The following is a 22,888-nucleotide window of genomic DNA, read 5'->3' on the forward strand; positions in this document are numbered from 1 at the left end:
CACACCGGTCCGCCGTCCGGTCCGCCCTCGGGCCCGTACCCCGGTCCGGGGGACGCCGGCACCCCCGGCGGGCCGCCCGCCGGGGGGCACCGTCCGGCCCGCCGGTCCGCGCGCCGGCCGCTGGTCATCGGGCTGGTGGCGGCGGTGCTGGCCGTGTCCGCGGTCGCCGGCGTCTCCTGGGCCCTGCGCCCGTCTGGCCAGGTGCCCGGACAGGCCCAGGCCGGCGCCCCGGCCACGGCCGCGCCGGCCGAGCATTCCCACGAGGGGGACAGCGGGCCGGCCCCGGCCACCGCGGGGTCCACCGCCGGCAGTGCGCCCGGCGGAGGGACCGGTGCCGGCCCGGCGCCCGGCTCGACCGGCGTCGTCGCCCCGGAGACGACGCCGCCGGTCGAGGCCGGGCCGAGCACGCCCCCGGCCGTCGCCCCCGCCCCGGCCGGCGCGATCCCGAGCCTCCCCGGTGACCCCATCCCGGTCGGCCCCACCCCGGGTTACGTGGCGATCACCCCCGACGGCCGCTACGCCTACATCGCCAACCGGTCCGCCCAGGTCGTCACCGTGCTGGACACGACGATCAATAAGGTGACCGCCACCATCCCGATCACCGCCGGCCCGCCCCAGTTCATCGCCTTCTCCCCGGACGGGTCCCGGGCCTGGGTCAGCGTCTACAACGACGACAAGACCATCAACCTGGTCGTCGTCATCAACACCCGCACGACCAAGGCGCTGGCCGAGATCCCGGTCGAGAAGAAGCCGTACGCGCTGGCGGTCACCCCGGACGGGACCTCGGTGTGGGTGCCCAGCCACGACGCCGGCGCGCTGGACATCATCGACGTCGCGTCCGGCACCGTCACCCAGACCCTGCCCGTCGCGAAGAACCCGCACTGGGTGGCCTTCTCACCGGACGGCCGGACCGCATACCTGGCCAACCACGAGTCGAACGTGCTCTCGGTCATCGACGTGGCGAGCCGGGCGACGGTGGCCACGATCCCGGTCGGCACCAGCCCGCACAGCGTCGCCGTCTCGCCGGACGGGACGCAGGTGGTGGTCGTCTGTTTCGACAGCAACGACGTGTACTTCATCGACACCGCCAGCCGGCAGGTCGTCGGCACGACGCCGGTCGGCACCAACCCGCAGGACATCTCCTACAGCGCCGACGGCACCTACCTCTACACGGCGAACGTGCAGAGCAACTCGGTCTCGGTGCTCGACGCCGCGAGCCGGCAGGTCACCGCGACGATCCCGGTGGATTCGCCGACCAGCGTCGGGGTGCTGCCCAACGGCCGGTACGCCTACGTGACCAACCTCAACGCCGGCACCCTGACGGTGCTCAACACGACCTGAGCCCGTTCGGCTCCCGTCAGCCGGCCGGCAGCCAGCCGATGGCCACGCCGCCCTGCTGGCACGCGCGCCCGACCTGTTCGACCGCGGTGCGCACCTCGTCGACATCGGCCGGGTCGGCCGCGGCCAGCCCCGCCAACGCCGCCTTCAGCGCGGGATAGCCGACCGTGTCGACCTTGTCGGCGGCCAGATCGACCAGCCCGTCGGTGTACTTGCGCACCGACGAGACCACCTGGGCGGTACCGGCCAGGACGGAGTACGTGCGTTGCCAGTCGGCGACGACGTTCTCGCACAGCACCCGGTCGGGACCGAGCTGGGCGTCCCCTCCGGGGCCCGCGGTCGCCATCACCGCGCTCATCCGGGCCTTGATCAACGCGGTCAGCACCACCATGTCGGTGGTCGACGGATCGGCGGCGGCCACCGTGAGGGTCAGCGCGCGATCGCCGTCCTCGACCACCAGGGTCCGCGCCACCCCGTCGGCTCCGCCGGGCAGCGTCGTGGCGGAGTCCTCGTAGGCCGCCCGGTCGCCGAGATCAGCGACCGCGGAGCCGCTCTCGAGCACCGCCGTGGCGGACCTGCCGACGTCGCCGGTGGCGAACGAGACGGTACCGGTGGCATCGGTCCACCGGCACCCGTAGGCCGCGCCCGTCCGGCCGGACCGGTACACCTCGGCCAACGCCGGTTGGGGAAGGAAGACCGCGATGTCGGCGGTGGCGAACAGGCTGCACGGGTACTCCAGGTTCGGCGCCTGGATGCCCAGGTCACCGGTGACCTCCGGGCCACCGGCGCCGCCGGCGGCACCGCCGGCCGTCGCGGTCGAGCCGGACGAGCAGCCCGCGAGCAGCAGGGCCGAGCCGAGCACGGCGGCCAGCCATCGCCATCGGCGAGCGGCCGGGCGGCACCGATCGGGGGCCGGTGCGGCGGTGCGGCGGGTGGGAGCGGCGTCCGACATGAGACCTCCTGGATGACGGCGAATCCGATCGATGCGACCGTGCTCCACGCCGCTCAGAGGTGACTCAGATCCTGGTCAAGGGAAGCTGGGTCAAGGGGATCTGGGTCAAGGGCCGGCGAGCGCACCCGACCGGCCCTCGTCGGATCCGGAACCGGTGTCAGCCGGCCGCCGCGACGATCAGGCCGGCCGCCCGTTCGATCTCCGCCGGGGTGGTCCAGCGGCCGACGGACAGCCGGATCGACTCGGCCGCGGCGGCCGCGGGCAGTCCCATGGCCGTCAGCACCGGGGAGGGGGCGTCGGCCCCGGCATGGCACGCCGACCCGGCCGAGGCCGCGAGGTCCGGAAGCCGGTCCAGCAGGCCCGGTGCGCCGGCGATGCGCACGTTGAGGGTGTTCGGCAGCCGGGGGGCGGCGGCCCCGTTGATCGTCACCCGGCCGGGCAGCGCGGCGTGCAGCCGCGCGGCCAGCTCGTCCCGCCGGGCGGCCAGCCGCGCGGTCTCGCCGGCCGCCAGAGCGGACCGGGCCAGCGCCGCCGCCCGGCCGAGACCGACGATGAAGGACACGTTCTCGGTGCCGGCGCGCAGGCCTCCCTCCTGGCCGCCACCGCCGACCAGGGGACGCAGCGCCACCCCCGGCGCGATCGCGAGCGCGGCGACGCCCGCGGGCGCGTACATCTTGTGGCCGACCACGGTGAGCAGATCCACGCCGAGGTCGTCGATCCCGACCGGCACCTTGCCGATCGACTGGGCGGCGTCGCAGTGCATCGGCACGCCACGTTCGCGGGCGATCCGGGCGAGGTCGGCGACGGGCTGCCGAACGCCGGTCTCGTTGTTGGCGTGCATGATCGACACCAGGGCCGTCTCCGGGGTGATGGCCGCGGCGACGCGGTCGGGATCCACCCGGCCGTCGGGGCCGACCGGCAGCACGGTCACGCTCACCCCGTGCCGCTCGCGCAGCTCGGCGCAGGCGGCCAGGACGGCGGGGTGCTCGGTCACCTGGGTGACCACGTGCCGCCGGCCCCGCGGATCGGCCAGCACGACCCCGCGCACGGCCAGGGCGTCCGCCTCGGACCCGCTCCCGGTGAAGACGATCCGGCCCGCCCGCTCCCCCGGGCCGGTCCGGAGGCCGACCAGGTCGGCCACCTGCCGGCGGGCGTCGGCGACGGCCGCCCGGGCCGCCGCGCCGAAGCGGTGACCGCTGGAGGGGTTGCCGAACCCGGTGGTCAGCCAGGGCAGCATGGCCGCGACGACCGCCGGATCGATCGGCGTCGTCGCGTTGTGGTCCAGGTAGATCGGACCGTCGATCAGGCCGGGGTGGGTACCGGTCGGCGTCGCCATGACCTCAGCATCCCGCACCCAGCACGAGGCGGGATGTCCGGTAGCTGCACCATCGTCCCGTCGGCCGGCCGTGTCGACGGCCACCCGGCGACGCGCGGGCCCGGGCTGAGGCATCCTGTCGGGATGGCCGACACCGGTAACACTTCCAAGGCGGCGCGGATCGGGATGGAGATCCTGGGCTGGCTGCTCGTCGCCGCCGGCGTGGCCGCGCTCATCCTGCCCGGACCCGGACTGCTCCTGCTGGCCCTGGGTCTGTGGGTGCTGGCCCGGAACTACGAGTGGGCCGACCGGCTGCTCGACCCGGTCAAGCGGGCCGCCTACAAGGGTGCCGCGGAGGGCGTCAAGTCCTGGCCCCGCATCCTGATGTCCACCGTGCTGGCCCTGGGTCTCATCGCCGTCGGCGTCATCTGGGGCATCCGGCCCCCGGCGCCGAGCTGGTGGCCGCTGGCCGAGAAGTGGTGGCTGTTCGGCGGCTGGGGCACCGGGGTGTTCCTCATCGCGTCCGGCCTGCTCGCGCTCGGGCTGCTCGGCTGGAGCATGAAGAACTTCCGGTACGGGACCATGACCCTCGACGAGGTCTACCGCGAGCGGCACCTCGACGAGCGGCCCCGCCGGCGGGACCAGCGCGAGCAGGCCGGGGACCACCCGGCCTGAACGGTCGCCCGGCCCGGACCGGAGCCGGGCGACGGAAGGGACAGCTGATGGCCGATCGACCGACCGGACGATTCACCGGCCGCACCGCCATCGTCACCGGCGCCAGCCGTGGGATCGGCCTGGCCGTCGCCCGGCGCCTCGTCGCCGACGGGGCCCGGGTGATGATCACCGGCCGCCACCGGCCCGCCCTGGACGAGGCGGTGGCCGACCTCGGGGGTGCGGCGGTGGCGCTCGGCAGCGCCGGCAACGCCGCCGATCCCGACCACCAGGCGGCGACCGTGGCCGCGACCCTGGACGCCTTCGGTCGCGTCGACTTCCTGGTCAACAACACGGGCATCAACCCGGTCTACGGACCGCTGATGGAGCTGGACCCGGCCGCCGCCCGCAAGATCGTCGACGTCAACTGCATCGCCGCGATCTGCTGGCTGCAACAGGCGCACCGCGCGTGGATGGGCGACCACGGCGGCGCGGTGGTCAACGTGGCCTCGGTGGCCGGTCTGCGCCCGGCGCCCGGCATCGGGTTCTACGGGGCGAGCAAGGCGATGCTGGCCCACCTGACCGAGGAGCTGGCGGTGGAGCTCGGCCCGCGCGTCCGGGTCAACGGGGTGGCGCCGGCGGTGGTCCGGACCCGCTTCGCCACCGCCCTCTACGCCGGCCGTGAGGAGCAGGTCGCGGCCGCCTACCCGCTGGGCCGGCTGGGCGAGCCCCAGGACATCGGCGGCGTGGTCGCGTTCCTGCTCAGTGACGACGCCGGTTGGATCACCGGCCAGACCGTGGTCGTCGACGGGGGCCTGCTGCTCGCCGGCGGGCTCGGCTGACCGTTGCCGGCCCGGCCCCGCCGGGGCGCCCCGCCGTCCCGCGGGCAGCGGTCCGGGCTGTCCCCCGGGGAGTAGGCCGGCCGGCGGCCGATCGGTACCGTCGGGGCGAGTCGAGCGGGAAGTCGAGGGTCGCCGTGGCAGCCGAGCACACCGAAGGGGCGGTCGGGCCCGACGCCCCGCCGGTCCGGATCGACCGGGCCGGCCCGGTCGCGACGATCACGCTGGACTCGCCGGCCAACCGCAACGCGCTGTCCGCCCGGCTGCGCCGCGGCCTGATCCGCCACCTGGACGACGCCATCGCCGACCCGGAGGTCCGGGTGATCGTGCTGACCCACACCGGTCCGGTGTTCTGCGCGGGCATGGACCTCAAGGAGTCGGCCGGGGCGGCCGCCGGCGACCAGGGCGTCCAGGAGCTGCCGCGGATCCTGGAGACGCTCTGGTGCTCGCCGACGCCGGTGGTGGCCCGGCTGGCCGGCCCGGCCCGCGCCGGCGGGATCGGCATCGTCGCCGCCTGCGACATCGCGGTGACCGTCGACAGCGCCACGTTCGCCTTCAGCGAGGTGCGGATCGGCGTGATCCCGGCGGTGATCTCGGCCGTGGTGCTGCCCCGGCTCGAGCCGCGCGCCGCGCACGAGCTGTTCCTGACCGGTGACACCTTCGACGCCGCCCGGGCCGCCGCCATCGGGTTGGTCAACCGGAGCGTGCCGGCGGCGGCCCTGGACGCCGAGGTGGAGCGGTTCGTGACGTTGCTGCTGCAGGGGGCGCCCGGCGCCCAGGACGGCACCAAGCGGTTGCTGCGCCGGCCCCGCGGGGACCTGCGGGGCGATCTGTCCGCCCTGACCACCATCTCGGCGGGCTATTTCGCCGGGCCGGAGGCGCAGGAGGGCATGGCCGCCTTCCGGGAGAAGCGGGCCCCGTCCTGGACCGCCCCCGGGCGGTGACGTGCGGCGCCCCGCCCCACCCCTCGGAAGGACTCGTCGTCCGACACTGGATGGAAGGCGGGACGCCGTCGGGACCCGGGCGGCCGGGCCGCTGGGATCAGTCCCCGGTCCGCGTCCGGGTAAACGTGCCGGCCCGCTCGATCACCCGGCCACGCCGCCGGCGGATTGCCCGGTCCCGATCCGGGAACCAGGAGGGCGAGTCACCGTGTGGGCGAGCGCCGGCGCGGGTGCCGACGAGCACGAGCCGGTCCGACCGGCCGAGGGAGCAGCCGATGTCCACCGCCGAGCACGGCCACGAACCCCCGGGCGTCCCGCCCGCGCAGGGGCGCCCCGCCCGCGCGGACGAGGACCCGCCGCCGGACACCCAGGTCGGCGTCGGTGACGACGCGGCCGGCGCCGTCGGCAGCCCCGCCCCGCCGGAGCGGGAGCTCGGTCCGGACGCGGCCGAAGCCCGGCGCGGTGGCGCCGGCCGGGCGGGCTGAGGCGATCCGGCCGGGACACCGGGCCTCGGGCGGGCCCGCGAGCTCGGGGCCCGGGACCGCCGGTCAGCTGGTCAGCCGGCCAGCTCGCGCAGCCGCGGCCCGATGCGGTAGCGCCGGTGCTCGTCGCGGGCCAGCATCCGGCCCGCCAGCAACTCCTGGACCAGGCGGAAGGTGGTCGAGAGCGGGAGCTCCGCCCGGCGGCTGATCTCGGCCAGGCTCAGGCCGGCCGGGTCGCCCGCCCCCAGGGCGTCCAGGATCGCCAGCACCCGTCCGGTCACCGTGGCCGGTGTCCCCGGCTTGCGCGGCATGTGCATGATCGGCTCTCTCGTCGGGAGGTCAGCGGCCGGGCGGTGCGTCGGCCGGGCCCCGGTCGCGGGGCCCCGGTCGCGCGGATGCGCGTCCGGGGCCCGGCGAGCCGGATCAGGCGTGCGGCCAACCGGTGTAGGCCTCGGCCAGGTAGGCCGATCCGTGCCGGGAGGCGACCACCCCGGCCAGCTCGCCGAGCTGTCGCTTGCGCTCGAAGGGGCTGGCGTCGGCCCGCGTGTGCAGCATGCTGGTCATCCAGTACGAGAAGTTCTGCGCCTTCCAGATGCGCTGCAGCGCACGCTCGCTGTAGGTGTCGAGCAGCTTGGCCGACCGGTTCGCGTAGAAGAACTCGATGCTCTCGAACAGCACCCGGACGTCGGCGAAGGCCAGGTTCAGCCCCTTGGCCCCGGTCGGCGGGACCGTGTGGCCGGCGTCGCCGACCAGGAACAGGTTGCCGTAGCGCAGCGGCTCGCACACGTAGCTGCGGAACCGCAGCACCGTCTTGTCGAAGATCCGGCCCCGCTGGAGCCGGAAGCCGTCCGGACCGTCCAGCCGCTTCTGCAGCTCGTCCCAGATCGCGTCCTCGGTCCAGGCGTTCACGTCCTCGTCGGGCGGGCACTGGAAGTACATCCGCTGCACGTTCGCGTCCCGCTGGCTGATCAGGGCGAAGCCGTGCTCGGAGTTGCAGTAGATCAGCTCGTCCGCGCTGGGCGGCGCCTCGCACAGGATCCCGAACCAGGCGAACGGGTACTCGACGAAGTTGTCGACCCGGTGCTCCTGCGGGATCGACCACTTGCAGATGCCCTGCGAGCCGTCGGCCCCGACCAGGATGTCGCAGCGGATCTCCCGGGCGCGCCCGTCCTCCCCGGTGAACCGGATCCTGGGCGTGTCGGTGGTCTGGTCCAGCACCTCGGTGTCGGTCACCGACCAGTGGATCTGTCCGCCGTCGCGCTCGCGGGCGGCGGCCAGGTCGACGAACACCTCGTTCTGCGGGTAGAGCCACACGGCCTCGCCGACCAGGTCGGTGAAGTCGATCCGGTGGCTCTGGCCGCCGAACCGCAGGTCGATGCCCTCGTGCCGGTGGCCGGCGGTCAGCACCCGGTCGGAGACGCCGGAGTCGACCAGCATGGACACACTGCCGTGCTCGAGAATGCCGGCCCGGTGCGTGGTCCGGATCGTCTCGTGGTCACGCTTCTCGACCACGATCGAGTCGATGCCGGCCTTGGCCAGCAGGTGGGACAGCATCAGACCGGCGGGACCGCCGCCCACGATGCCGACCTGGGTGGTGAGGATCTCGGAAGTGCTGGACATGACCGCGTCTCCTGTTTCTTCGGTGGGGGGTCAGTGCGACGGGTGGGTGTGGGTGATGTGCTCGGCGTCGTCCTCGGTCTGCGGCAACGGCTCGGCCGGAGCCGGGTTGCGGTCGACCAGCAGGATGCCGACCGCCCCGAGGGCGGCGACGGCGGCGAACAGGTAGAAGCCCCAGGGGTAGGCCAGGCCGGCGGTGAGCAGCACGCCGGTGATCAGCGGGCCGGTGATCGCGCCCAGGCGGCCGACACCGGCCGCGCTGCCCAGCGCGGTGCCGCGGGCGGCCGCGGGGTAGACGTGGGCGACGTAGGCGTAGACCAGCACCTGGGCGCTGAACACGAACATGCCGGCCAGCAGCACGCTGATGTAGACGCCGACACCGGGGATCTTGACCGACAGCAGGGCCAGGAAGATCGCCGCGGCGGCGAACCAGGCGATCGCCGACCGGCGGGTGCCGATCCGGTCGGCGACCTGGCCGGCGACGACCAGTCCGAGAACCGCTCCGACGTTGAGCACGAGCAGCAGGGCCAGCGCCGCGCCGAGCTCGTAACCGGCCGCGCGCATGATCTCCGGCAGCCAGGTGTTCAGGCCGTAGACCAGCAGCAGGCCCATGAACGAGGCGACCCAGAAGGCCAGCGTGGACCGGCCGAGCCCGTGCTGGAACAGCATGCCGACCGGGTTCTTGGACCTGGCGGGCCGCCGCTCCGGCTGCTCCGCGGTCGGCGCCAGACCCGCCCTGGCCAGCAGGTACGCGTTGGACTCCGGCAGATACTTGATCATCAGCGGCACCAGGACCAGCGCGGGCAGGCTGCCGATCACGAACATCCACTGCCAGCCGTAGCTGCCGATGACCAGGATGCCCAGCAGGGCGGTCAGCACGGCGCCGACGTGGTAGCCGGTCATCATGGTCGTGGTGGCCCGGCCGCCGCGGCCCAGCGACGCGTACTCGTTGATCAGGGCCAGGGCGGTCGGCAGCACGCCGCCCAGGCCGAGCCCGGCCAGGAAGCGCAGGACGGCGAACACGGTCGGGTTCGGCGCGAAGGCGCAGGCCAGGGTCAGCACGGAAAAGCTGACGACGGTCCACAGCATCGCCTGCCGGCGACCGATCAGGTCGCTGATGGTGCCGGCGGCCAGCGCTCCGATCATCACGCCGACCAGGCCGACGACCGAGATCACCGATGCGGAGTTCGGGGTCAGCCCCCAGTCGTCGTACTTGAGCAGCGACGGGAGCACGGCGCCCAGCACGACCAGGTCGAAACCCTCGAGGGCGACGGCGATCCAGCAGAGCGGGGCGACCCAGCCCGCGTACCGGGCACGGGGATTGAGTTCAGCGGCGACGGACAACGTCAGCACCTTTCACAACGACGGTGGTGGGAAAGCCGGACGGTCGCCCGGGGGGCCGGTGGGGCGGGGAGACCGTGATGAAGTGGGATCACCTTCGCGCCGGACCGGCGGGCGGGTCAACGACCGACTTCCGATAGTTGGAAGTCAATTCGGCGACCCCCGCCCGGGGGCGGCACGTTCAGCGGGTGCAGCCCAGCATCCGGCTGATGCCCCGCCCGGCCAGCTCGACCGCCGGGATCAGCCGGTTCAGCTCCCGTCGGGTGCTGGCGGTGACCAGCCCGAGCGCCGCGACCACCCGGTCGGTACGGTCCCGGACCGGCACCGCCAGCGAGCTGGAGCCGGGCGTCATCTCCTCGTGGGTGGTCGCGTACCCCCGCTCGACGACCTGCTGCAACTGCCGTTGCAGCCGCCGCGGCTCGACGATCGTCAGCGGGGTGTGCCGGGTCAGCCGGTCCAGCACGGCCGCCTGGAGCTCGGGGTCGGCGTGGGCCAGCAGCACCTTGCCCACGCCGGTGGCGTGCAGCGGCAACCGGGCCCCCGGCTTGCTGACCACGGGCACCGCCCGGCGGCCGGAGATGCGGTCGATGTACAGGGCCCGGTCCCCTTCCAGCACGGCGATGTGGACGTTCTCGCCGGTGGTCGCGGACAGATCCTGCATGAACGGCAGCGCGATGGCCCGCAGCTCGCGCGCCACCGCGCTGAGCGAGCCGAGAGCCCATATGCGGCGCCCGATCTCGTACCGGCCATCGGCACCGCGGACCAGGCCGTCCCAGGCGACCAGCTCGGCGATCAGGCGGTGCGCGGTGGACAGCGGAAGCCCGGTGACCGCGGCGATCTCGGTCAGGCTGCGGCGGGAGTGAGTGGCGTCGAAGGTGCCCAGCACGGCCAGCGCCTTGGAGGTGACGCTGCGGCGTGGTCGCTCGGGAGCCGTCACGCCCTCCAGTCTGGCACTGCCCCGGCGAGCCCGCGGGTCAGCTCACCGCCTGCCGCAGCAGGGCGGCGATCCGCGTCCGGACCTGCGGCGTCACCGCCGTCACCGCGAACGCGGTCGGCCACATCGCGCCGTCGTCCAGGCGGGCGGGATCGTTGAACCCCAGGGTGGAGTAGCGGGCCTTGAACTTCTGCGCGGGCTGGAAGAAGCAGACCACCTTGCCGTCCTTCGCGTAGGCCGGCATGCCGTACCAGAGCGTCGGGGTCAGGTCGGGCGCGGCGGCCGTCACCGCACCATGCACCGCCTCGGCGATCTCCCGGTCCTCGTCGACCATCTCGGCGATCTTGGCCAGCAGATCGGCCTCGTCGTAGCCCTTCTTCCCGCTGCGGGCCGCCCGCGATTCCGTGGCCCGCTCCTTGAGCGCGGCCCGCTCCTCGGCGGTGAATTCACCCTGCGCCATCGTGCGCTCTCCCCTCGTTCCCGGTCGTCCCGGTGTCTGTCGCGAGACTAGGAGCGAGCCGCGGCGTCCGGCTTCTCGATATCTGATCGATCGGGAGTGGGCCCGAGCCGGGCCCGGCGGGCCGGCACGGTCGGCGGCGGCGGCGGCGATCAGATCGGCCCCGGCCGGGCCCGAGCGGGCGCGCGCGTCGCCGCAGAATCCGGCCTGCTCCGGTCGTGCGCCGGGCGGGTCCGGCCACCGGCATCATGAGCGGTGGTCGTCACCGACCGGTTCGAGCAGGTCCAGCCGGACGACACTGGCGGTGTCGTTGTCCCAGCAGACCCGGACCGACGAGAGGGTGGGCACCCGGTTCGTCACCCGCCCACCCAGACCCGGCGTGAGGAAACCGTCGTCGACCAGCGACCGGACACGCCCACCCACCCGGGGCGCCGGGGACCCGTCGTCGGGCATGGCGCACCTCCCGCCGGAGCGGCGCGGTGACGCCGTCGCCTCCAGGGTGCCCGACCCCGCCGCCGGCCCAACCCGGCTACTCCCTGAGCAGGCGCAGCACGGCGCGCTCGACCTCCGGCGCCGCGCCCAGAACGGCGACCCCGTCGGCCACCTCGGCCGGCTCGGCGGCGGTCAGCGCAGCAGGGGCGGACCGCGCGGCGCGGGTGACGGCCCGGGTGATCGTGGTTCCCGACCGGAAGAGATCGATGGCCCGGGGATTGACGTAGGACGCCCGGCAGACCGCCGGCGTGTTGCCGAGATTGGCCGCGACCGCGACCACCGACCGGCGCACCGCCTGGTCGGCCGCCCGTTCCGTCCACCGCCGGTCGGCCGGGTGCAGCAGTTCCTCGCGGGCCAGGGCGACCGAACCGAGCACGGTGCCGTGCCAGGTGCGGAAATCCTTCGCCGAGACGTCCAGACCGGTGACATCCCTGACGTACTCGTTGATCTCGTCACTGCCCAGCGCCCGCCAGCCGGCCCGGGTGCGGTAGGCGAGCAGTTCATCGACCGTCTCGCCGCGGCGGCGGATCAGCGAGGTCACCGCCTCGACCAGCGCCTGGTCGTCGATCCGCTCGATCCGGTGGACGCCGGATTTGGCCGTGTACTCGAAGATCAGGGCGCCCCGGCGACGGCGCACGTGGCTGCGCAGCAGGGTCGACAGCCCGTACGACCCGTTCGCCTGCACGTACCCGGCCCCGCCGATCCGGAAATGACCGCGATCCAGCAGCCGGAACGCCAGGGCCAGCGCCCGATCCCGGTCCCACCGGCGGTGGCCGAAGGCCTCGAGCGCCCGCTCGCGGGCGCCGGGGAGGGCGGCGCCGAGCTGCAGCACCCGGCGGTGCTTGATCAGGTCCTGCCGGGTCCGCCAGTCGTCGTGGTACAGGTACTGGCGGCGCCCCTTGGCATCGGTCCCGACGGCCTGCAGGTGGCCGTTGGCGAAGGGCGTGATCCACACGTCCGTCCAGGCCGGCGGGATGACCAGCCCGTCGAGACGGGCGCGGACCGCCGGGTCGACGATCGGCTCGCCGGCGGCGTCGGCGTACGACCAGCCGCGACCCCGCCGCCGCCGGGTGATACCCGGCTGGCCCGGGTGGGTGCGCTTCAATCGAGGCACGTCTGCACCGCTCCTTCGCCCGCGCCACCCGACGACCACGGGAGCGAGTCCCTCCGCATGCCGGGCAGGTTCCCGTCGGGGACCGCACCGAATCCGGCACCGGGAGCCGGTTCGGAGGGATCCGCCGCACCCGATCCCGGGCCGCGGCGACCCGCCATCACCCCGACGGCCGCTCAGTGATGGCCTGCTGCATCATGTCTCCGGCAGCGACGGCCAGGATCGGTTGGAACGCAGACAGTTCGCCCAGGGTCGTGGGGATGTCGACGCCGGCGGCGCCCGGTCGTCGACGACCGCGTCGACCCCGGCCGTCCGCACCGATCTGGCCGGCGGGCTGCCCGTCCGCGCCGTCCTTGATGACGAACGTGCCGGGCGCGGTCTCGTGGCCTCAGACCATGGCGGTGCGCAACCGGATCATCAACGCCCGCAGGATGCGGGAGACCTGCATCTGGCTCACCCCGAGGTGCTCGGCGATCTCGCTCTGGCTCAGCTCGCCGACGAAGCGCAGCGCGAGCACCCGCCGATCGCGGGGCGAGAGCTGGCGCACGGCCGCACCCAGATCGATCTGCTCGACCACCCGGTTCATCGCCTGGGCGGCCCGTTCGCACCCGATCCGGGTGATGGCCGCCCCGTCGTCGGCGTCGGCCGTCACCGGCTGGCAGACGCGCGAGGCGAGACGTTGCCGGCGGACCCGTTCGACGCTCGAGCCGGCCGCGGTGGCCACGTCCGCATCGGTGGGTGTCAGCCCCAGCGCCTGCACGAGATCCTCCTCGGCGGCCTGGTGCATGGCCAGGTCCTCCTGCAACGACCGCGGCATCCGGATCGGGCGGCAGTGGTCCCGGAAGTACCGCTTGATCTCGCCCTCGATCGTCGGGCTGGCGAAGTGCGTCAGGCCGGGATCGAGCTCCGGACGCCACCGCTGGACCGCCTTGCACAGGCCGAGCCGGGCGAGCTGGCGCAGATCGTCGTCCTCGACGCCCCGCCCCCGGAACCGGCGGGCGATCCGGTCGGCGTAGGGCCGGAAACGCTCGACGACGGCGGATTCACAACGCCGCAGCGCGGCGCGATCGTCGGCCGACCGGGCTGCGGCCAGGCGGTCCAGGCAGCCGCGCCGTTCGATGGCCTCGGGATCGAGGGGGGCAAGCGGGGTGGGGTGATCGGGACGGCATTCAACCAAGGCAGCCACAGGGAAACCCTTCGAGCAGGGGGGATTTGGCTGGCATCTGGTTGAGCCGTACTTTTTACTATGCTCCGCCCGGGTGGGGATTGCAAACGGCCGCGGACCGGCTCGGCCAGATGGCGCCCGTTCCTGCGCACCGGCGCCGGCCGGCGCAGGGCCCACCGGGTCAGCGGCGGGAGTCCGCCATCACCGCAGCTCGCCGCGCCGCCGGGCGGGATCGAGCAGATCGTCGGGCCGGCCCTGCGCCAGCAGGCACAGCCGCAACAGCGACTCGCGGTTGCGGGGCACGATCAGGGCCTGGCGGACCGGATGCGGGATCACCCGGCCCGGACCGGCGGCGGCGTCCTCGGTCATCCGGAGGATGGTCCGACCACCGGATTCGGGTTCCAGAACGATCCGCACCACGGCCTCCCCGGCCGGCCAGGCGCGGGCCTGCAGAACCAACTCACGCTCGGTCACCGCGGCGAGCACGCGGGTGCTGTCGTCGATGAGGGCCGGCCAGACGCCGACGGAATGGTGGATGCGGGCCCCCGACTGCGGCCAACTCGCGTCGACATCCCGGATCCGGGAGGCTCCGACCACCCAGTTGGCGTACAGCCAACCGTCGGCCAGGACGGCCCACACGGCGGCAGGCGGAGCGGCGGCGGTCCGGGTCACCTCGGCCCCGTCGACCGGCCCGCCGTCCCACGCTTCCTCGCCCCGGGCCGCGCCGGCCGCTGCTCCGCCGTCGCCCGGGCCACCGTTGGAAGAAGAGCTGAAAAAAGACATTGGTGACCAGTACCCGGGCGCGGACGCCCTCAACCGTCGGTCCACCGCGCACCGGGGACCACGCACGACGACGACCTGGTGGGACCTGAGGACACGGTGGGGGGGCGCGGCTCGGTGCCGGCGGGAGGACGGGTTCACCCGATCGAGCACCGGCTCTTCGAGGCCCATCGGGCCGGGGCGACGGTGGACGTGCCCGCGCCCTCTGCGTGCCGGTCGATCGGGCACGGCCGGCCCGCGACGACGAGGCGCCTGCGGGAAGGTCTTTCCTGTTCCTGGCCGGCGAGCTCGGCTTGGTCGACGGCCGGCCGGGACGTGACGGGCGTTCGGCCCCCCTCGGGGTCGGCCGCCGCCGGGGGCTCGCGTCAGTCGGTCTCGGGGAGGCTGCAGTACAGGCAATCGGTGGCACAGTCGGCGAATTCAACCAGCGATTGCTCGTTCATGATTTTCTCCTTATTGACACCGAGAGTTTTTCTTTGCCCGCGCCGGACATTGTTAAAGATAGTCAGCGCCGATTGACGGGTCAATGTGGCCGGGGCCACGCCGGAGCGGTCAGCGGGCTCGACCAGCAGTGATTTTCGAATGAAACTTGTTGCACCTCAGTACTTTTGGATTCGTGGACGGCTTGAGTTCATTTCGGTCGCCAGATGACCGCAATGTAAACATTTGCTTGCTGCCCCGTGAACCCCGGACCCGCGCCGCCCGGCCGGCTCGGCGTCGCCGAGCCCTCGTCCGGTGAATAGCTGTTCACGTGCCGGCGCTCCGACCCGCGGCGCGGCCGCGGCGGCCGCTCGAGCGACCGGTGCGCTCGGCGGCCCCCGGTCCTACAGTGGCCGGGTGAGCATTCGCCTCGGGTACCAGATGCCCAACTACTCCTACGGCACCTCGGTCGACCAGCTCTTCCCTACCGTCGCCGCGCAGGCCCGGGAGGCGGAATCCGCCGGCTTCGACGCGGTCTTCGTGATGGACCACTTCTACCAACTGCCCGGCATCGGGTCGCCCGACCAACCGATGCTGGAGTGCTACACGACGCTGTCCGCCCTGTCGGGCGTCACCGAACGCGTGCAGCTCTCGGCCATGGTCACCGGCAACACCTACCGCAACCCCACCCTGCTGGCCAAGACCGTCACGACGCTCGACGTGGTCAGTGGCGGGCGGGCCGTGCTGGGTATCGGCGCCGGCTGGTACGAACTCGAACACCAGCAGCTGGGCTTCGAGTTCGGCACCTTCGCCGAGCGGTTCGACCGGCTCGACGAGTCGCTGTCCATCATCGTGCCGATGCTGCGCGGCGACCGGCCGACCGTGAACGGTCGGTGGTACCGCACCGAGACGGCGATGAACGAGCCCCGGCTGCGGGACGATCTGCCGATCCTGCTGGGCGGCGGGGGCGAGAAGAAGACGTTCCGGATGGCGGCGCAGTACGCACAGCACCTCAACGTCATCTGCAACCCGGAGGAGATCCCGCGCAAGCTGGAGGCGCTCGAGCAGCGTTGCGCCGAGGTCGGTCGGGACCGCTCGACCCTGGAGACCAGCTACCTGGTGATGGCGGTCATCGACGAGAGCGGGGACAAGGCCCGCGCGGCGCGGGACGAGCACCTGCGCCGCACCGGGGTCGACCTGTCCGCGCTCGACCCCGAGCGCCGCCGGTCGGTCGAATCCCGCCAGTTCGTCGGCACCCCGGACGACGTCGCCGCCGACCTGCAGGAACGGGTGCTGGACAAGGGCATCGACGGCCTGATCATCAACCTGATCGCCAACGGGCACGAGCCGGGCATCGTCGAGCTGGCCGGGTCCGCCCTGGGCCGGCTGGTTCGCTGACCCCCGTCCGTCTCGGGCGGCGGCCCCGGACCCGCCCGGGGCCGCGCCCGGCCGGGCGGTTCAGCGGCCGATCAGCCCGTTCAACCAGGTCGGCCCGACGGTCCGCACCCCCGGCGGAAGCCGGTGCCGCAGGCCGCGATCGGCCGTCACCACGAGCACGTCGCCCGGACGGGACCGCGCGCCGGGACCAGTCGTGCCGGTGGCGGTTCCAGCGTCGATCCCGGGGTGGATCTGCATCTGGGTGGGCAGTTCAGTGGCGAGATCGCCGGCCCGGACGCTGACGACGGCGCCGACGAACCCGACGACCGCCGCATCGCCGTCCTGTTCGGCGCGGATCGCCGTCAGCCCGTCGGCCGGGGCGGGGCGAGCGGCCCGGGCGGCGCCCTCCAGCACCGCGACGATCCGGTCGATGCGCGCGGGCGCGCCGTCCGGCCCGTCGACCGTGGACCCGGGCAAGGCGGCCATGCGGTCCAGCAGCCGGCCGGCCGCGCCGGCGCGGTCGCGCCACCACCCGTCCGGTCGCGAGCCGAGCACGTTGGCCACGTCGACCACCACGATCACCGTCCGAGCGTAGGACGGCGGGCGCCTCATCCGGCGGACCGGGGCGATCTGGTGGCAGCATGGGCCGTGTCGATCGCCGGGCCCGCCGCCGGGCCCGCGGCGACTCGAACCGACGGAGGTGGGTCGACCGTGCCGGACCCGGACGTCCCCGACCTGGCCGCGGCCGTGATCGGCTCCGGTCCCTCCGGCTTCTACACCACGGCCGCCCTGCTGGGCCTGCCTGACCGGAATGTCCGGGTGGACATGTTCGAGCGACTGCCCACGCCATGGGGTCTCGTGCGCGCGGGAGTGGCCCCGGACCATCCCAAGATCAAGTCGATCGCCGCGTTGTTCGCCAGAACGGCCACCCACGAACGGTTTCGGTTCTTCGGCAACGTGGAGGTCGGAACCCATGTCGGCCGGGCCGATCTGCTGGCCCGCTACGACGTCGTCGTCTACTGCGTCGGGGCACCGGCCGACCGTTCGCTCGGGATCCCCGGGGAGGGGTTGCCCGGTGTCGTCGGAGCCGGGGATTTCGTCGGGTGGTACAACGGTCAACCGGATTTCCGGGACGTACCGGTCGATGTCGGAACGGATCGGGCCGTGGTCGTCGGGAACGGCAACGTCGCCCTGGATGTCGCCCGGGTGCTCGCCACGCCACCCGACCGGCTGGCGGCCACCGACATCGCCGACCACGCCCTGGACACCCTGCGCGGCAGCCGCATCCGCGAGGTCGTGGTGGTGGGCCGGCGCGGCCCGGGCCAGGCCGCGTTCACCTCGCCGGAACTGCGGGAGCTGGCCGAGCTGACCGGGGCGGCCGTCGTCGTCGACCCCGCGCAGCTGGCCGACGTCGACGAGACCCGGCTGCCCCACGTCCCCCGGCACAACCTGCAGATCCTGCGGGACTACGCCGCCGTCCGCCCCGTGAACGGCGGCCGCCGGGTGGTGCTGCGCTTCTTCACCGCACCGATCGAAGTGCGCGGGCGCGAGCGGGTGGAGTCCATCGTGCTCGGCCGCACCGTGCTCGACGCCGACGGCCGCGTCGTGGACACCGGCGACCGGGAGGTGCTGCCGGCCGGCCTGGTGCTGCGGGCCGTCGGCTACCGCGGCGTGGCCCTGCCGGGAGTGCCGTTCGACGAGGTCGCCGGGGTCATCCCGAACCGGGGCGGCCGGGTCACCGGGGGCGAGCGCGAGTACGTGGCCGGCTGGATCAAACGCGGGCCGACCGGGATCATCGGCTCGAACAAGAAGGACGCCGTCGACACCGTCCACACGATCGTCGACGACCTGGCCGACCCTCTCGCCACCGGGCTGCGGGCGAGCCGGGCGGCGGACCCGGCGGCGGTCGAATCCTGGCTGCGCGAGCGTCGCCCGGAGGTGATCGATCTGGCCGGATGGGCCGCCATCGACGCGGCGGAACAGGCGGCCGGCGAGCAGCAGGGGCGGCCCCGGGTCAAGCTCTGCACCTGGGCGGACCTGCTGGCCGTGGCCCGGTCCGTCGGGGTGTGACGGCCCCGCCCGCCGGCGACGTCAGGCAGAAATACACACCGGACGGGAACATCCGGCCTTGTGGCCGGGTTCAACCCCAGCATGAGTTCGAAAATGAGCACCGCAAACGATCAGGCCATCGACGTGGCCGCCGCCGGCACCTTCGACATCAAGGATCTGGGCACCGTGCGGCGGCTCGGCTTCGGCGCCATGCGCATCACCGGCCCCGGGATCTGGGGGGAACCCGCCGACCGCGAGGCCGCCCGGGCCGTCCTGCGGCGGGCCGTCGAGCTGGGCGTCGACTTCATCGACACCGCCGATTCCTACGGCCCGGCGGTCAGCGAGGAGATCATCGCCGAGGCCCTGCACCCCTACCCGGCCGGGCTGCGCATCGCGACCAAGGCCGGGCTGGTCCGGACCGGCCCCGACGGCTGGCACCCGCTGGGCCGTCCGGAATACCTTCGGCAGCAGGTCGAGTTGAGCCTGCGCCGGCTCCGGGTCGACGTGATCGACCTCTTCCAGTTGCACCGCATCGACCCGACCGTGCCCGCCGACGACCAGTTCGGATTGCTCAAGCAGCTCCAGGACGAGGGCAAGGTCCGCGCGCTCGGCCTATCCCAGGTGTCGGTCGACGAGATCAAGGCCGCCCAGCGGGTGTTCACCGTGGCCACCGTCCAGAACCGGTTCAACCTGACCGACCGTTCCTCGGCCGACGTGCTGGAGTACGCGACGGCCGAGGGCATCGGCTTCATCCCGTGGGCGCCGGTCAGCGCCGGAGAGCTGGCCCGGCCGGGCGGCCCGGTCGACACCATCGCGCGCGACCTCGGCGCCACGCCGGCCCAGGTGGCACTGGCCTGGGTGCTGCAGGCCTCGCCGGTCATGCTGCCGATCCCCGGTACCGGCTCGATCCCCCACCTGGAGGACAACCTCGGCGCGGCGACGCTGACGCTGCCGGCGGCCGCGGTGGCCGAGCTCGACGCGGCCGCCTGAGGCGTCGGGCCCGGCCGGTTCCCCGGATCCGCTCCGCGCGCGGGCATGGGGAACAGGGCCGCCGCCCCCGAGAGTCGCCATCCCGGCCGGCTGTCGATCAGCCTCCGGACATGACGGCGCGGGCCGCCGGCGGCATGCCGGCGACCCGCGCGGTCCCGCGACCGGTCAGCTGGCCGGCGGCATCAGCACCGAGTCGATCAGGTAGACGGTGGCGTTCTTGGTCTTGACGCCACCGCAGATGACGTTCGCGTCGTTGACCTTGAGGGTGTCGCCGCTCCCGGTGACGGTCAGCGAGGCGCCGTTGACCGTCGGGTGCGTCCCGACGACCTGGCTCGGGTCCAGCTGGCCCGCCACCACGTGGTAGGTCAGGATCCCGCTCAGCAGGTCGGAATTGGTCTTCAGGGTGTCCATGGTGGTCGCGTCGATCTTGGCGAAGGCCGAGTCGACCGGCGCGAAGACGGTGAACTCACCGCTGTTGAGCGTGTTCACCAGGTCGACCTGCGGGTTGACCTTGCCGGAGACCGCGGCGACCAGGGTGGTCAGCAGCGGGTTGTTCGACGCGGCGGTGGCCACCGGGTCCTGGGCCATCCCGTCGACCGACCCGGCGCCGGTGGGCACCTGCTTGGCATAGTCGGCACAGCCGGGGCCGACGAGGGCGGCGCCGGCCGCGTCCCCGGAGCTCATGGCGCCCGACGACCCGGCCATCGAGGACGACGGGGCCATCGAGGACGAGGGCTTCATGGACGAGGACATCGAAGAGGCCGCCGATGATGCCGCCGACGCGGCGGAGGATGCCGCGGAGGTGGCCGCGGGCGTGGCGGACGAGCCGCAGGCGGCCAGGGTGACGGCCAGACCGGCCGCGGCGACCAGGGACAGGGCGCGCTTGATCAACATTCGGATGCTCCTTGGTGGTGGCGATTCACGATCGCGAGGGGAGGACAGGTGCTGAGGTGGGGCTGGTGCGTCAGGCGGTCACGGTGACCTGCCGGCTGTCGTAACCGGTTGATCCGTCGGGCATCACCCCCTGGATCTGATCGGTCTGCACGGTCCCGTCGGCGTCGATCGCGCGGCACCGGATGGTGTGCAGCCCCGGCTCGGTCGCCGGCCAGGTGAAGGACCACTGGCGCCAGATGTCGACGGTCAGCTCGCCCGAGAGCGTCGCGTCCTGCCAGGGACCGTCGTCGATCTGCACCTGCACCGCGCTGATGCCCCGATGCTGGGCCCAGGCCACCCCGGCCACCGCGACCGTGCCGGGGGACAGCCGGGCGAACCCCGCCGGCACGTCGATCCGGGACGCCGTCTTGATCGGGGCCTGCGCCGACCAGCCACGGTCGGTCCAGTACGCGCTGACGTCGGCGAAACGGGTGAGCTCGAGGTCGACGACCCATTTGGTGGCCGACACGTAGCCGTACAGGCCGGGAACCACCATGCGGACCGGGAAACCGTGTTCCACCGGCAATGGTTCGCCGTTCATCGCGTAGGCCAGCAGCGCGTCGCGGCCGTCGATCAGGGCGGCCAACGGCGTGGTCACGGTGAATCCGTCCACGCTGGTGGACAGCACGCAGTCGGCACCGTCCTGCGGGCCGGCCATCGCCAGCAGGTCGGCCAGCCGGACGCCCTGCCAGCGCGCGTTCCCGGCCAGCTTGCCGCCGACCTCGTTGGACACGCAGGTCAGCGTGATCATCCGCTCGACCGCCGGCAGCGCGAGCAGATCGTCGAAGCCGAGCGTGATCTCGCGATCCACCGCACCGTGCACCCGCAGCTGCCACTCATCGGTGGTCAGCGCGGGCACCGCGTAGGCGGTGTCGACGCGGTAGAAGTCGGCGTTGGCGGTGACGAACGGAGTCAGCCCGGCGACGTCCAGAACCGTGCCGTCGACGTCGAGGTCCTGCCGGTCGGCCGGCGTGGGCAGCGCCACCCGGCCCCGGCTCTGCGCGACCTGCGCGGCACTGGGGATCAGCCGGGCGAGCCCACCGGCCGCGACGGCCACCAGCGCACCGCCACCGACCAGGGCCAGGAAGCGGCGCCGGCCCGTGGTCCCGGGGCCACCGGCGGCGGCTGCCGGATCGGGTGCATTGCCATGGTCACGGCCGGCGGCGGCCCCGGTGGAGCCAAGACCCGCGCGGGCGACGGCGATCAGGAAGGCGACGCCCAGGACGCCCCCGACGAGCAGCGGGATCAGGTCGAGCGCGTCGGCCCCGGGCCGGGTCAGCACGGCGGCCGCGGCGACCGCGATCAACAGCCCGGTCAGGGCGACGGCCACCCGGGGCCGGCTCCGGTTGATCAGCCCGATCGCCACGGCCACGACCAGGACGGTCAGCACCATCCCGGCGGTGAGCGCGTCCTTGTCGTGTTCGCCGAAGGTGCGGATCGCCAGTTCCTTGAGCCACTCCGGGGTGAACTGGATGAACGTCTGACCCAGCGCGACGAACGGCGAGGACGACGCCCCCAGGAACCCGGCCCAGCGGCCCAGAGCGCTGAGTAGCTCGGCCACCCCCAGGGTGAGCCCGACCGCGACGACCCCGGCCGCCGCGGCGCCGAGATACCCGCGCCGGCGGGGCTTCTCGGCCTTGCCGGGCGTCCCGGTCAACCGTTCACTGGTGGTCACGACGGGAGTTCGGACCGTGCTGCCACCCGGATTGGTGCGGATCGATCTTTCTTGTCGGCGGCTCGCCCGAGCCGCCCGCTCTCAGCGGTGGAACGACAGGTGCACGTCGAGCTCGACGATCCGGCCGACGACGACCGCCGGCACCCGCATGCCCAGGGGCGCCCGGTCCAACCGGCCGGTGACGCGGACCCCGACCACCGGCCCGGCCCCGGCCGCTGACCCGGCGTCGGCGGCGGGATCGAGGGTGACGGTCAGCTCGACCGGGGCGACGGCCCCGCGGGCGGCCAGCGTCGCCCGGAGGGTCCAGCCGGACCCGTCGAACGGTGCCGGCCCGGCCTCGACCACGATCGCCGGATGATCGGCGGCGGCCAGGAAGTGCGGCTTGCGCAGATCGCGATCACGGCGGACGTTCCCGGTGTCGATCGCGGCGGCGTCCAGCTCCAGCCGCGCGGAAAGGACGTCACCGCCGGACGCGAGGTGCACCGTGCCCGAGCGGACCGGGATGGTCCCGGCCGCGTGACCGACCAGCTTGTCCCGCACCCGGAAGGCCGCCCGGGCCGTCTCCGGCACCACCGTCCAGACCCCGGCCAGCCGCTCGCGTGCCTGCAGGCCGGCGCTCACCGCGCACCCGGCCCGTGCCGCACGTCGCCGACGGAGTACCGCGCCATCCGCGAGGGCCCCGGCAGCAGCGCCGGGTCCTCGCCCGGCAGCAGCTCCGAGGTCATGATCAGCCGCTCGGCCTCGTCCAGCGCCCGCTCGGTCCGGGTGACGACCAACACGGCCGCCCCGCCGTCGGGCTGGGTGAGCGTGTACCGGACGACCATGTCGTCGCGGATCTCCGGGTGCGCCTCGATCAGCGGCTCGATCCGCTCCCGCTCGGCCCGCGTGGCGGCGGCGACGAGTTCGGGCGATCTGGGCCCGTCGAAGATGGTCAGCTGTGCGTACATGGGGACCTCCAGCGTGTCCGGATGTGGGTGTCGGTGTCCGCGTCGACGTCGACGACCCGCCCACTGTGCGGCCGCCGGCCCG

General features: G+C 73.6%; 23 protein-coding genes and 1 pseudogene. 8 read left to right on the top strand and 16 right to left on the bottom strand.

Features of this window, described 5'->3' with window-relative positions; genetic code table 11:
* A pseudogene (locus ACOJUF_RS01870) lies at positions 1 to 1,341 on the top strand (hypothetical protein); the annotation flags it as partial.
* Positions 1,342 to 1,357: 16 nt separating this feature from the next.
* Here ACOJUF_RS01870 and ACOJUF_RS01875 read toward each other — a convergent pair.
* Together ACOJUF_RS01875 and ACOJUF_RS01880 are read right to left on the bottom strand one after the other, a co-directional pair.
* Positions 1,358 to 2,290 carry a hypothetical protein gene (locus ACOJUF_RS01875; RefSeq protein WP_420120165.1) on the bottom strand — a complete coding sequence of 311 codons (933 nt, stop codon included), beginning with the start codon at positions 2,288 to 2,290 and terminating at the stop codon, positions 1,358 to 1,360.
* 157 nt (positions 2,291 to 2,447) lie between these two features.
* The gene (locus ACOJUF_RS01880) at positions 2,448 to 3,626 is read right to left on the bottom strand and encodes a cysteine desulfurase family protein (protein WP_420120166.1); all 1,179 of its coding nucleotides are present in this window, start codon (positions 3,624 to 3,626) and stop codon (positions 2,448 to 2,450) included.
* 123 nt (positions 3,627 to 3,749) lie between these two features.
* Here ACOJUF_RS01880 and ACOJUF_RS01885 point away from each other — a divergent pair, with 123 nt between their 5' ends.
* The 4 genes from ACOJUF_RS01885 to ACOJUF_RS01900 all read left to right on the top strand — a co-directional run bounded on the left by ACOJUF_RS01885 (position 3,750) and on the right by ACOJUF_RS01900 (position 6,521).
* Positions 3,750 to 4,280, top strand: a complete 531-nt coding sequence (locus ACOJUF_RS01885; protein ID WP_420120167.1) for a PGPGW domain-containing protein — start codon at positions 3,750 to 3,752, stop codon at positions 4,278 to 4,280.
* Between the two features lie 47 nt (positions 4,281 to 4,327).
* Positions 4,328 to 5,098, top strand: coding sequence for an SDR family oxidoreductase (locus ACOJUF_RS01890; protein ID WP_420120168.1), 771 nt, complete (start codon positions 4,328 to 4,330; stop codon positions 5,096 to 5,098).
* A gap of 188 nt (positions 5,099 to 5,286) precedes the next feature.
* Positions 5,287 to 6,039: an enoyl-CoA hydratase-related protein gene (locus ACOJUF_RS01895; RefSeq protein WP_420120191.1), complete on the top strand. Its 753-nt coding sequence runs from the start codon at positions 5,287 to 5,289 to the stop codon at positions 6,037 to 6,039.
* Between the two features lie 272 nt (positions 6,040 to 6,311).
* A complete protein-coding gene (locus ACOJUF_RS01900) occupies positions 6,312 to 6,521 on the top strand; it encodes a hypothetical protein (protein ID WP_420120169.1) in 210 nt (69 codons plus the stop codon).
* A 71-nt stretch (positions 6,522 to 6,592) separates the two neighbouring features.
* On the opposite strand, the gene ACOJUF_RS01905 is transcribed toward ACOJUF_RS01900, so the two are convergent.
* The 9 genes from ACOJUF_RS01905 to ACOJUF_RS01945 all read right to left on the bottom strand — a co-directional run bounded on the left by ACOJUF_RS01905 (position 6,593) and on the right by ACOJUF_RS01945 (position 14,418).
* Complete coding sequence (locus tag ACOJUF_RS01905; RefSeq protein ID WP_420120170.1) at positions 6,593 to 6,829, bottom strand: helix-turn-helix domain-containing protein; 237 nt, start codon at positions 6,827 to 6,829, stop codon at positions 6,593 to 6,595.
* A 112-nt stretch (positions 6,830 to 6,941) separates the two neighbouring features.
* Complete coding sequence (locus ACOJUF_RS01910) at positions 6,942 to 8,138, bottom strand: 4-hydroxybenzoate 3-monooxygenase (RefSeq protein ID WP_420120171.1); 1,197 nt, start codon at positions 8,136 to 8,138, stop codon at positions 6,942 to 6,944.
* A 30-nt stretch (positions 8,139 to 8,168) separates the two neighbouring features.
* The gene (locus tag ACOJUF_RS01915) at positions 8,169 to 9,479 is read right to left on the bottom strand and encodes an MFS transporter (RefSeq protein WP_420120172.1); all 1,311 of its coding nucleotides are present in this window, start codon (positions 9,477 to 9,479) and stop codon (positions 8,169 to 8,171) included.
* Between the two features lie 178 nt (positions 9,480 to 9,657).
* Positions 9,658 to 10,413, bottom strand: coding sequence for an IclR family transcriptional regulator (locus ACOJUF_RS01920; protein ID WP_420120173.1), 756 nt, complete (start codon positions 10,411 to 10,413; stop codon positions 9,658 to 9,660).
* A 37-nt stretch (positions 10,414 to 10,450) separates the two neighbouring features.
* Positions 10,451 to 10,870 (bottom strand): iron chaperone, encoded by a 420-nt coding sequence (locus tag ACOJUF_RS01925; RefSeq protein WP_420120174.1) that lies wholly within the window; start codon positions 10,868 to 10,870, stop codon positions 10,451 to 10,453.
* A gap of 243 nt (positions 10,871 to 11,113) precedes the next feature.
* Positions 11,114 to 11,320, bottom strand: coding sequence for a hypothetical protein (locus ACOJUF_RS01930; RefSeq protein ID WP_420120175.1), 207 nt, complete (start codon positions 11,318 to 11,320; stop codon positions 11,114 to 11,116).
* Between the two features lie 76 nt (positions 11,321 to 11,396).
* Positions 11,397 to 12,473: a DNA topoisomerase IB gene (locus tag ACOJUF_RS01935; protein ID WP_420120176.1), complete on the bottom strand. Its 1,077-nt coding sequence runs from the start codon at positions 12,471 to 12,473 to the stop codon at positions 11,397 to 11,399.
* A 385-nt stretch (positions 12,474 to 12,858) separates the two neighbouring features.
* Entirely contained in the window at positions 12,859 to 13,656 is a 798-nt protein-coding gene (locus tag ACOJUF_RS01940; protein ID WP_420120177.1) for a sigma-70 family RNA polymerase sigma factor, read from the bottom strand.
* A gap of 180 nt (positions 13,657 to 13,836) precedes the next feature.
* Entirely contained in the window at positions 13,837 to 14,418 is a 582-nt protein-coding gene (locus tag ACOJUF_RS01945) for an SRPBCC family protein (RefSeq protein ID WP_420120178.1), read from the bottom strand.
* An 834-nt stretch (positions 14,419 to 15,252) separates the two neighbouring features.
* On the opposite strand from ACOJUF_RS01945, the gene ACOJUF_RS01950 reads away from it, so the two are divergent.
* Positions 15,253 to 16,233 carry an LLM class F420-dependent oxidoreductase gene (locus ACOJUF_RS01950; protein ID WP_420120179.1) on the top strand — a complete coding sequence of 327 codons (981 nt, stop codon included), beginning with the start codon at positions 15,253 to 15,255 and terminating at the stop codon, positions 16,231 to 16,233.
* 60 nt (positions 16,234 to 16,293) lie between these two features.
* Here ACOJUF_RS01950 and ACOJUF_RS01955 read toward each other — a convergent pair whose 3' ends face one another.
* The gene (locus ACOJUF_RS01955) at positions 16,294 to 16,794 is read right to left on the bottom strand and encodes a hypothetical protein (protein WP_420120180.1); all 501 of its coding nucleotides are present in this window, start codon (positions 16,792 to 16,794) and stop codon (positions 16,294 to 16,296) included.
* Positions 16,795 to 16,923: 129 nt separating this feature from the next.
* Here ACOJUF_RS01955 and ACOJUF_RS01960 point away from each other — a divergent pair, with 129 nt between their 5' ends.
* Positions 16,924 to 18,282, top strand: a complete 1,359-nt coding sequence (locus ACOJUF_RS01960) for an NADP oxidoreductase (protein ID WP_420120181.1) — start codon at positions 16,924 to 16,926, stop codon at positions 18,280 to 18,282.
* A gap of 93 nt (positions 18,283 to 18,375) precedes the next feature.
* Positions 18,376 to 19,251 (top strand): aldo/keto reductase, encoded by an 876-nt coding sequence (locus tag ACOJUF_RS01965; RefSeq protein ID WP_420120182.1) that lies wholly within the window; start codon positions 18,376 to 18,378, stop codon positions 19,249 to 19,251.
* A 165-nt stretch (positions 19,252 to 19,416) separates the two neighbouring features.
* Here the strand turns inward: ACOJUF_RS01965 and ACOJUF_RS01970 are convergent, their stop codons facing one another.
* From ACOJUF_RS01970 to ACOJUF_RS01985, 4 genes are all read right to left on the bottom strand, one after another.
* Positions 19,417 to 20,145, bottom strand: a complete 729-nt coding sequence (locus tag ACOJUF_RS01970) for a fasciclin domain-containing protein (RefSeq protein WP_420120183.1) — start codon at positions 20,143 to 20,145, stop codon at positions 19,417 to 19,419.
* Positions 20,146 to 20,215: 70 nt separating this feature from the next.
* On the bottom strand, positions 20,216 to 21,859 hold the full coding sequence (locus ACOJUF_RS01975) for a molybdopterin-dependent oxidoreductase (protein WP_420120184.1): 1,644 nt from the start codon (positions 21,857 to 21,859) through the stop codon (positions 20,216 to 20,218).
* 81 nt (positions 21,860 to 21,940) lie between these two features.
* Positions 21,941 to 22,480, bottom strand: a complete 540-nt coding sequence (locus ACOJUF_RS01980; RefSeq protein ID WP_420120185.1) for a YceI family protein — start codon at positions 22,478 to 22,480, stop codon at positions 21,941 to 21,943.
* The gene (locus ACOJUF_RS01985) at positions 22,477 to 22,806 is read right to left on the bottom strand and encodes a hypothetical protein (RefSeq protein WP_420120186.1); all 330 of its coding nucleotides are present in this window, start codon (positions 22,804 to 22,806) and stop codon (positions 22,477 to 22,479) included. Before ACOJUF_RS01985 ends, ACOJUF_RS01980 begins: the two co-directional genes overlap by 4 nt.
* Between the last annotated feature and the right edge of the window lie 82 nt (positions 22,807 to 22,888).

This window comes from Nakamurella sp. (genome assembly GCF_048594475.1).
Classification (GTDB): domain Bacteria; phylum Actinomycetota; class Actinomycetes; order Mycobacteriales; family Nakamurellaceae; genus Nakamurella.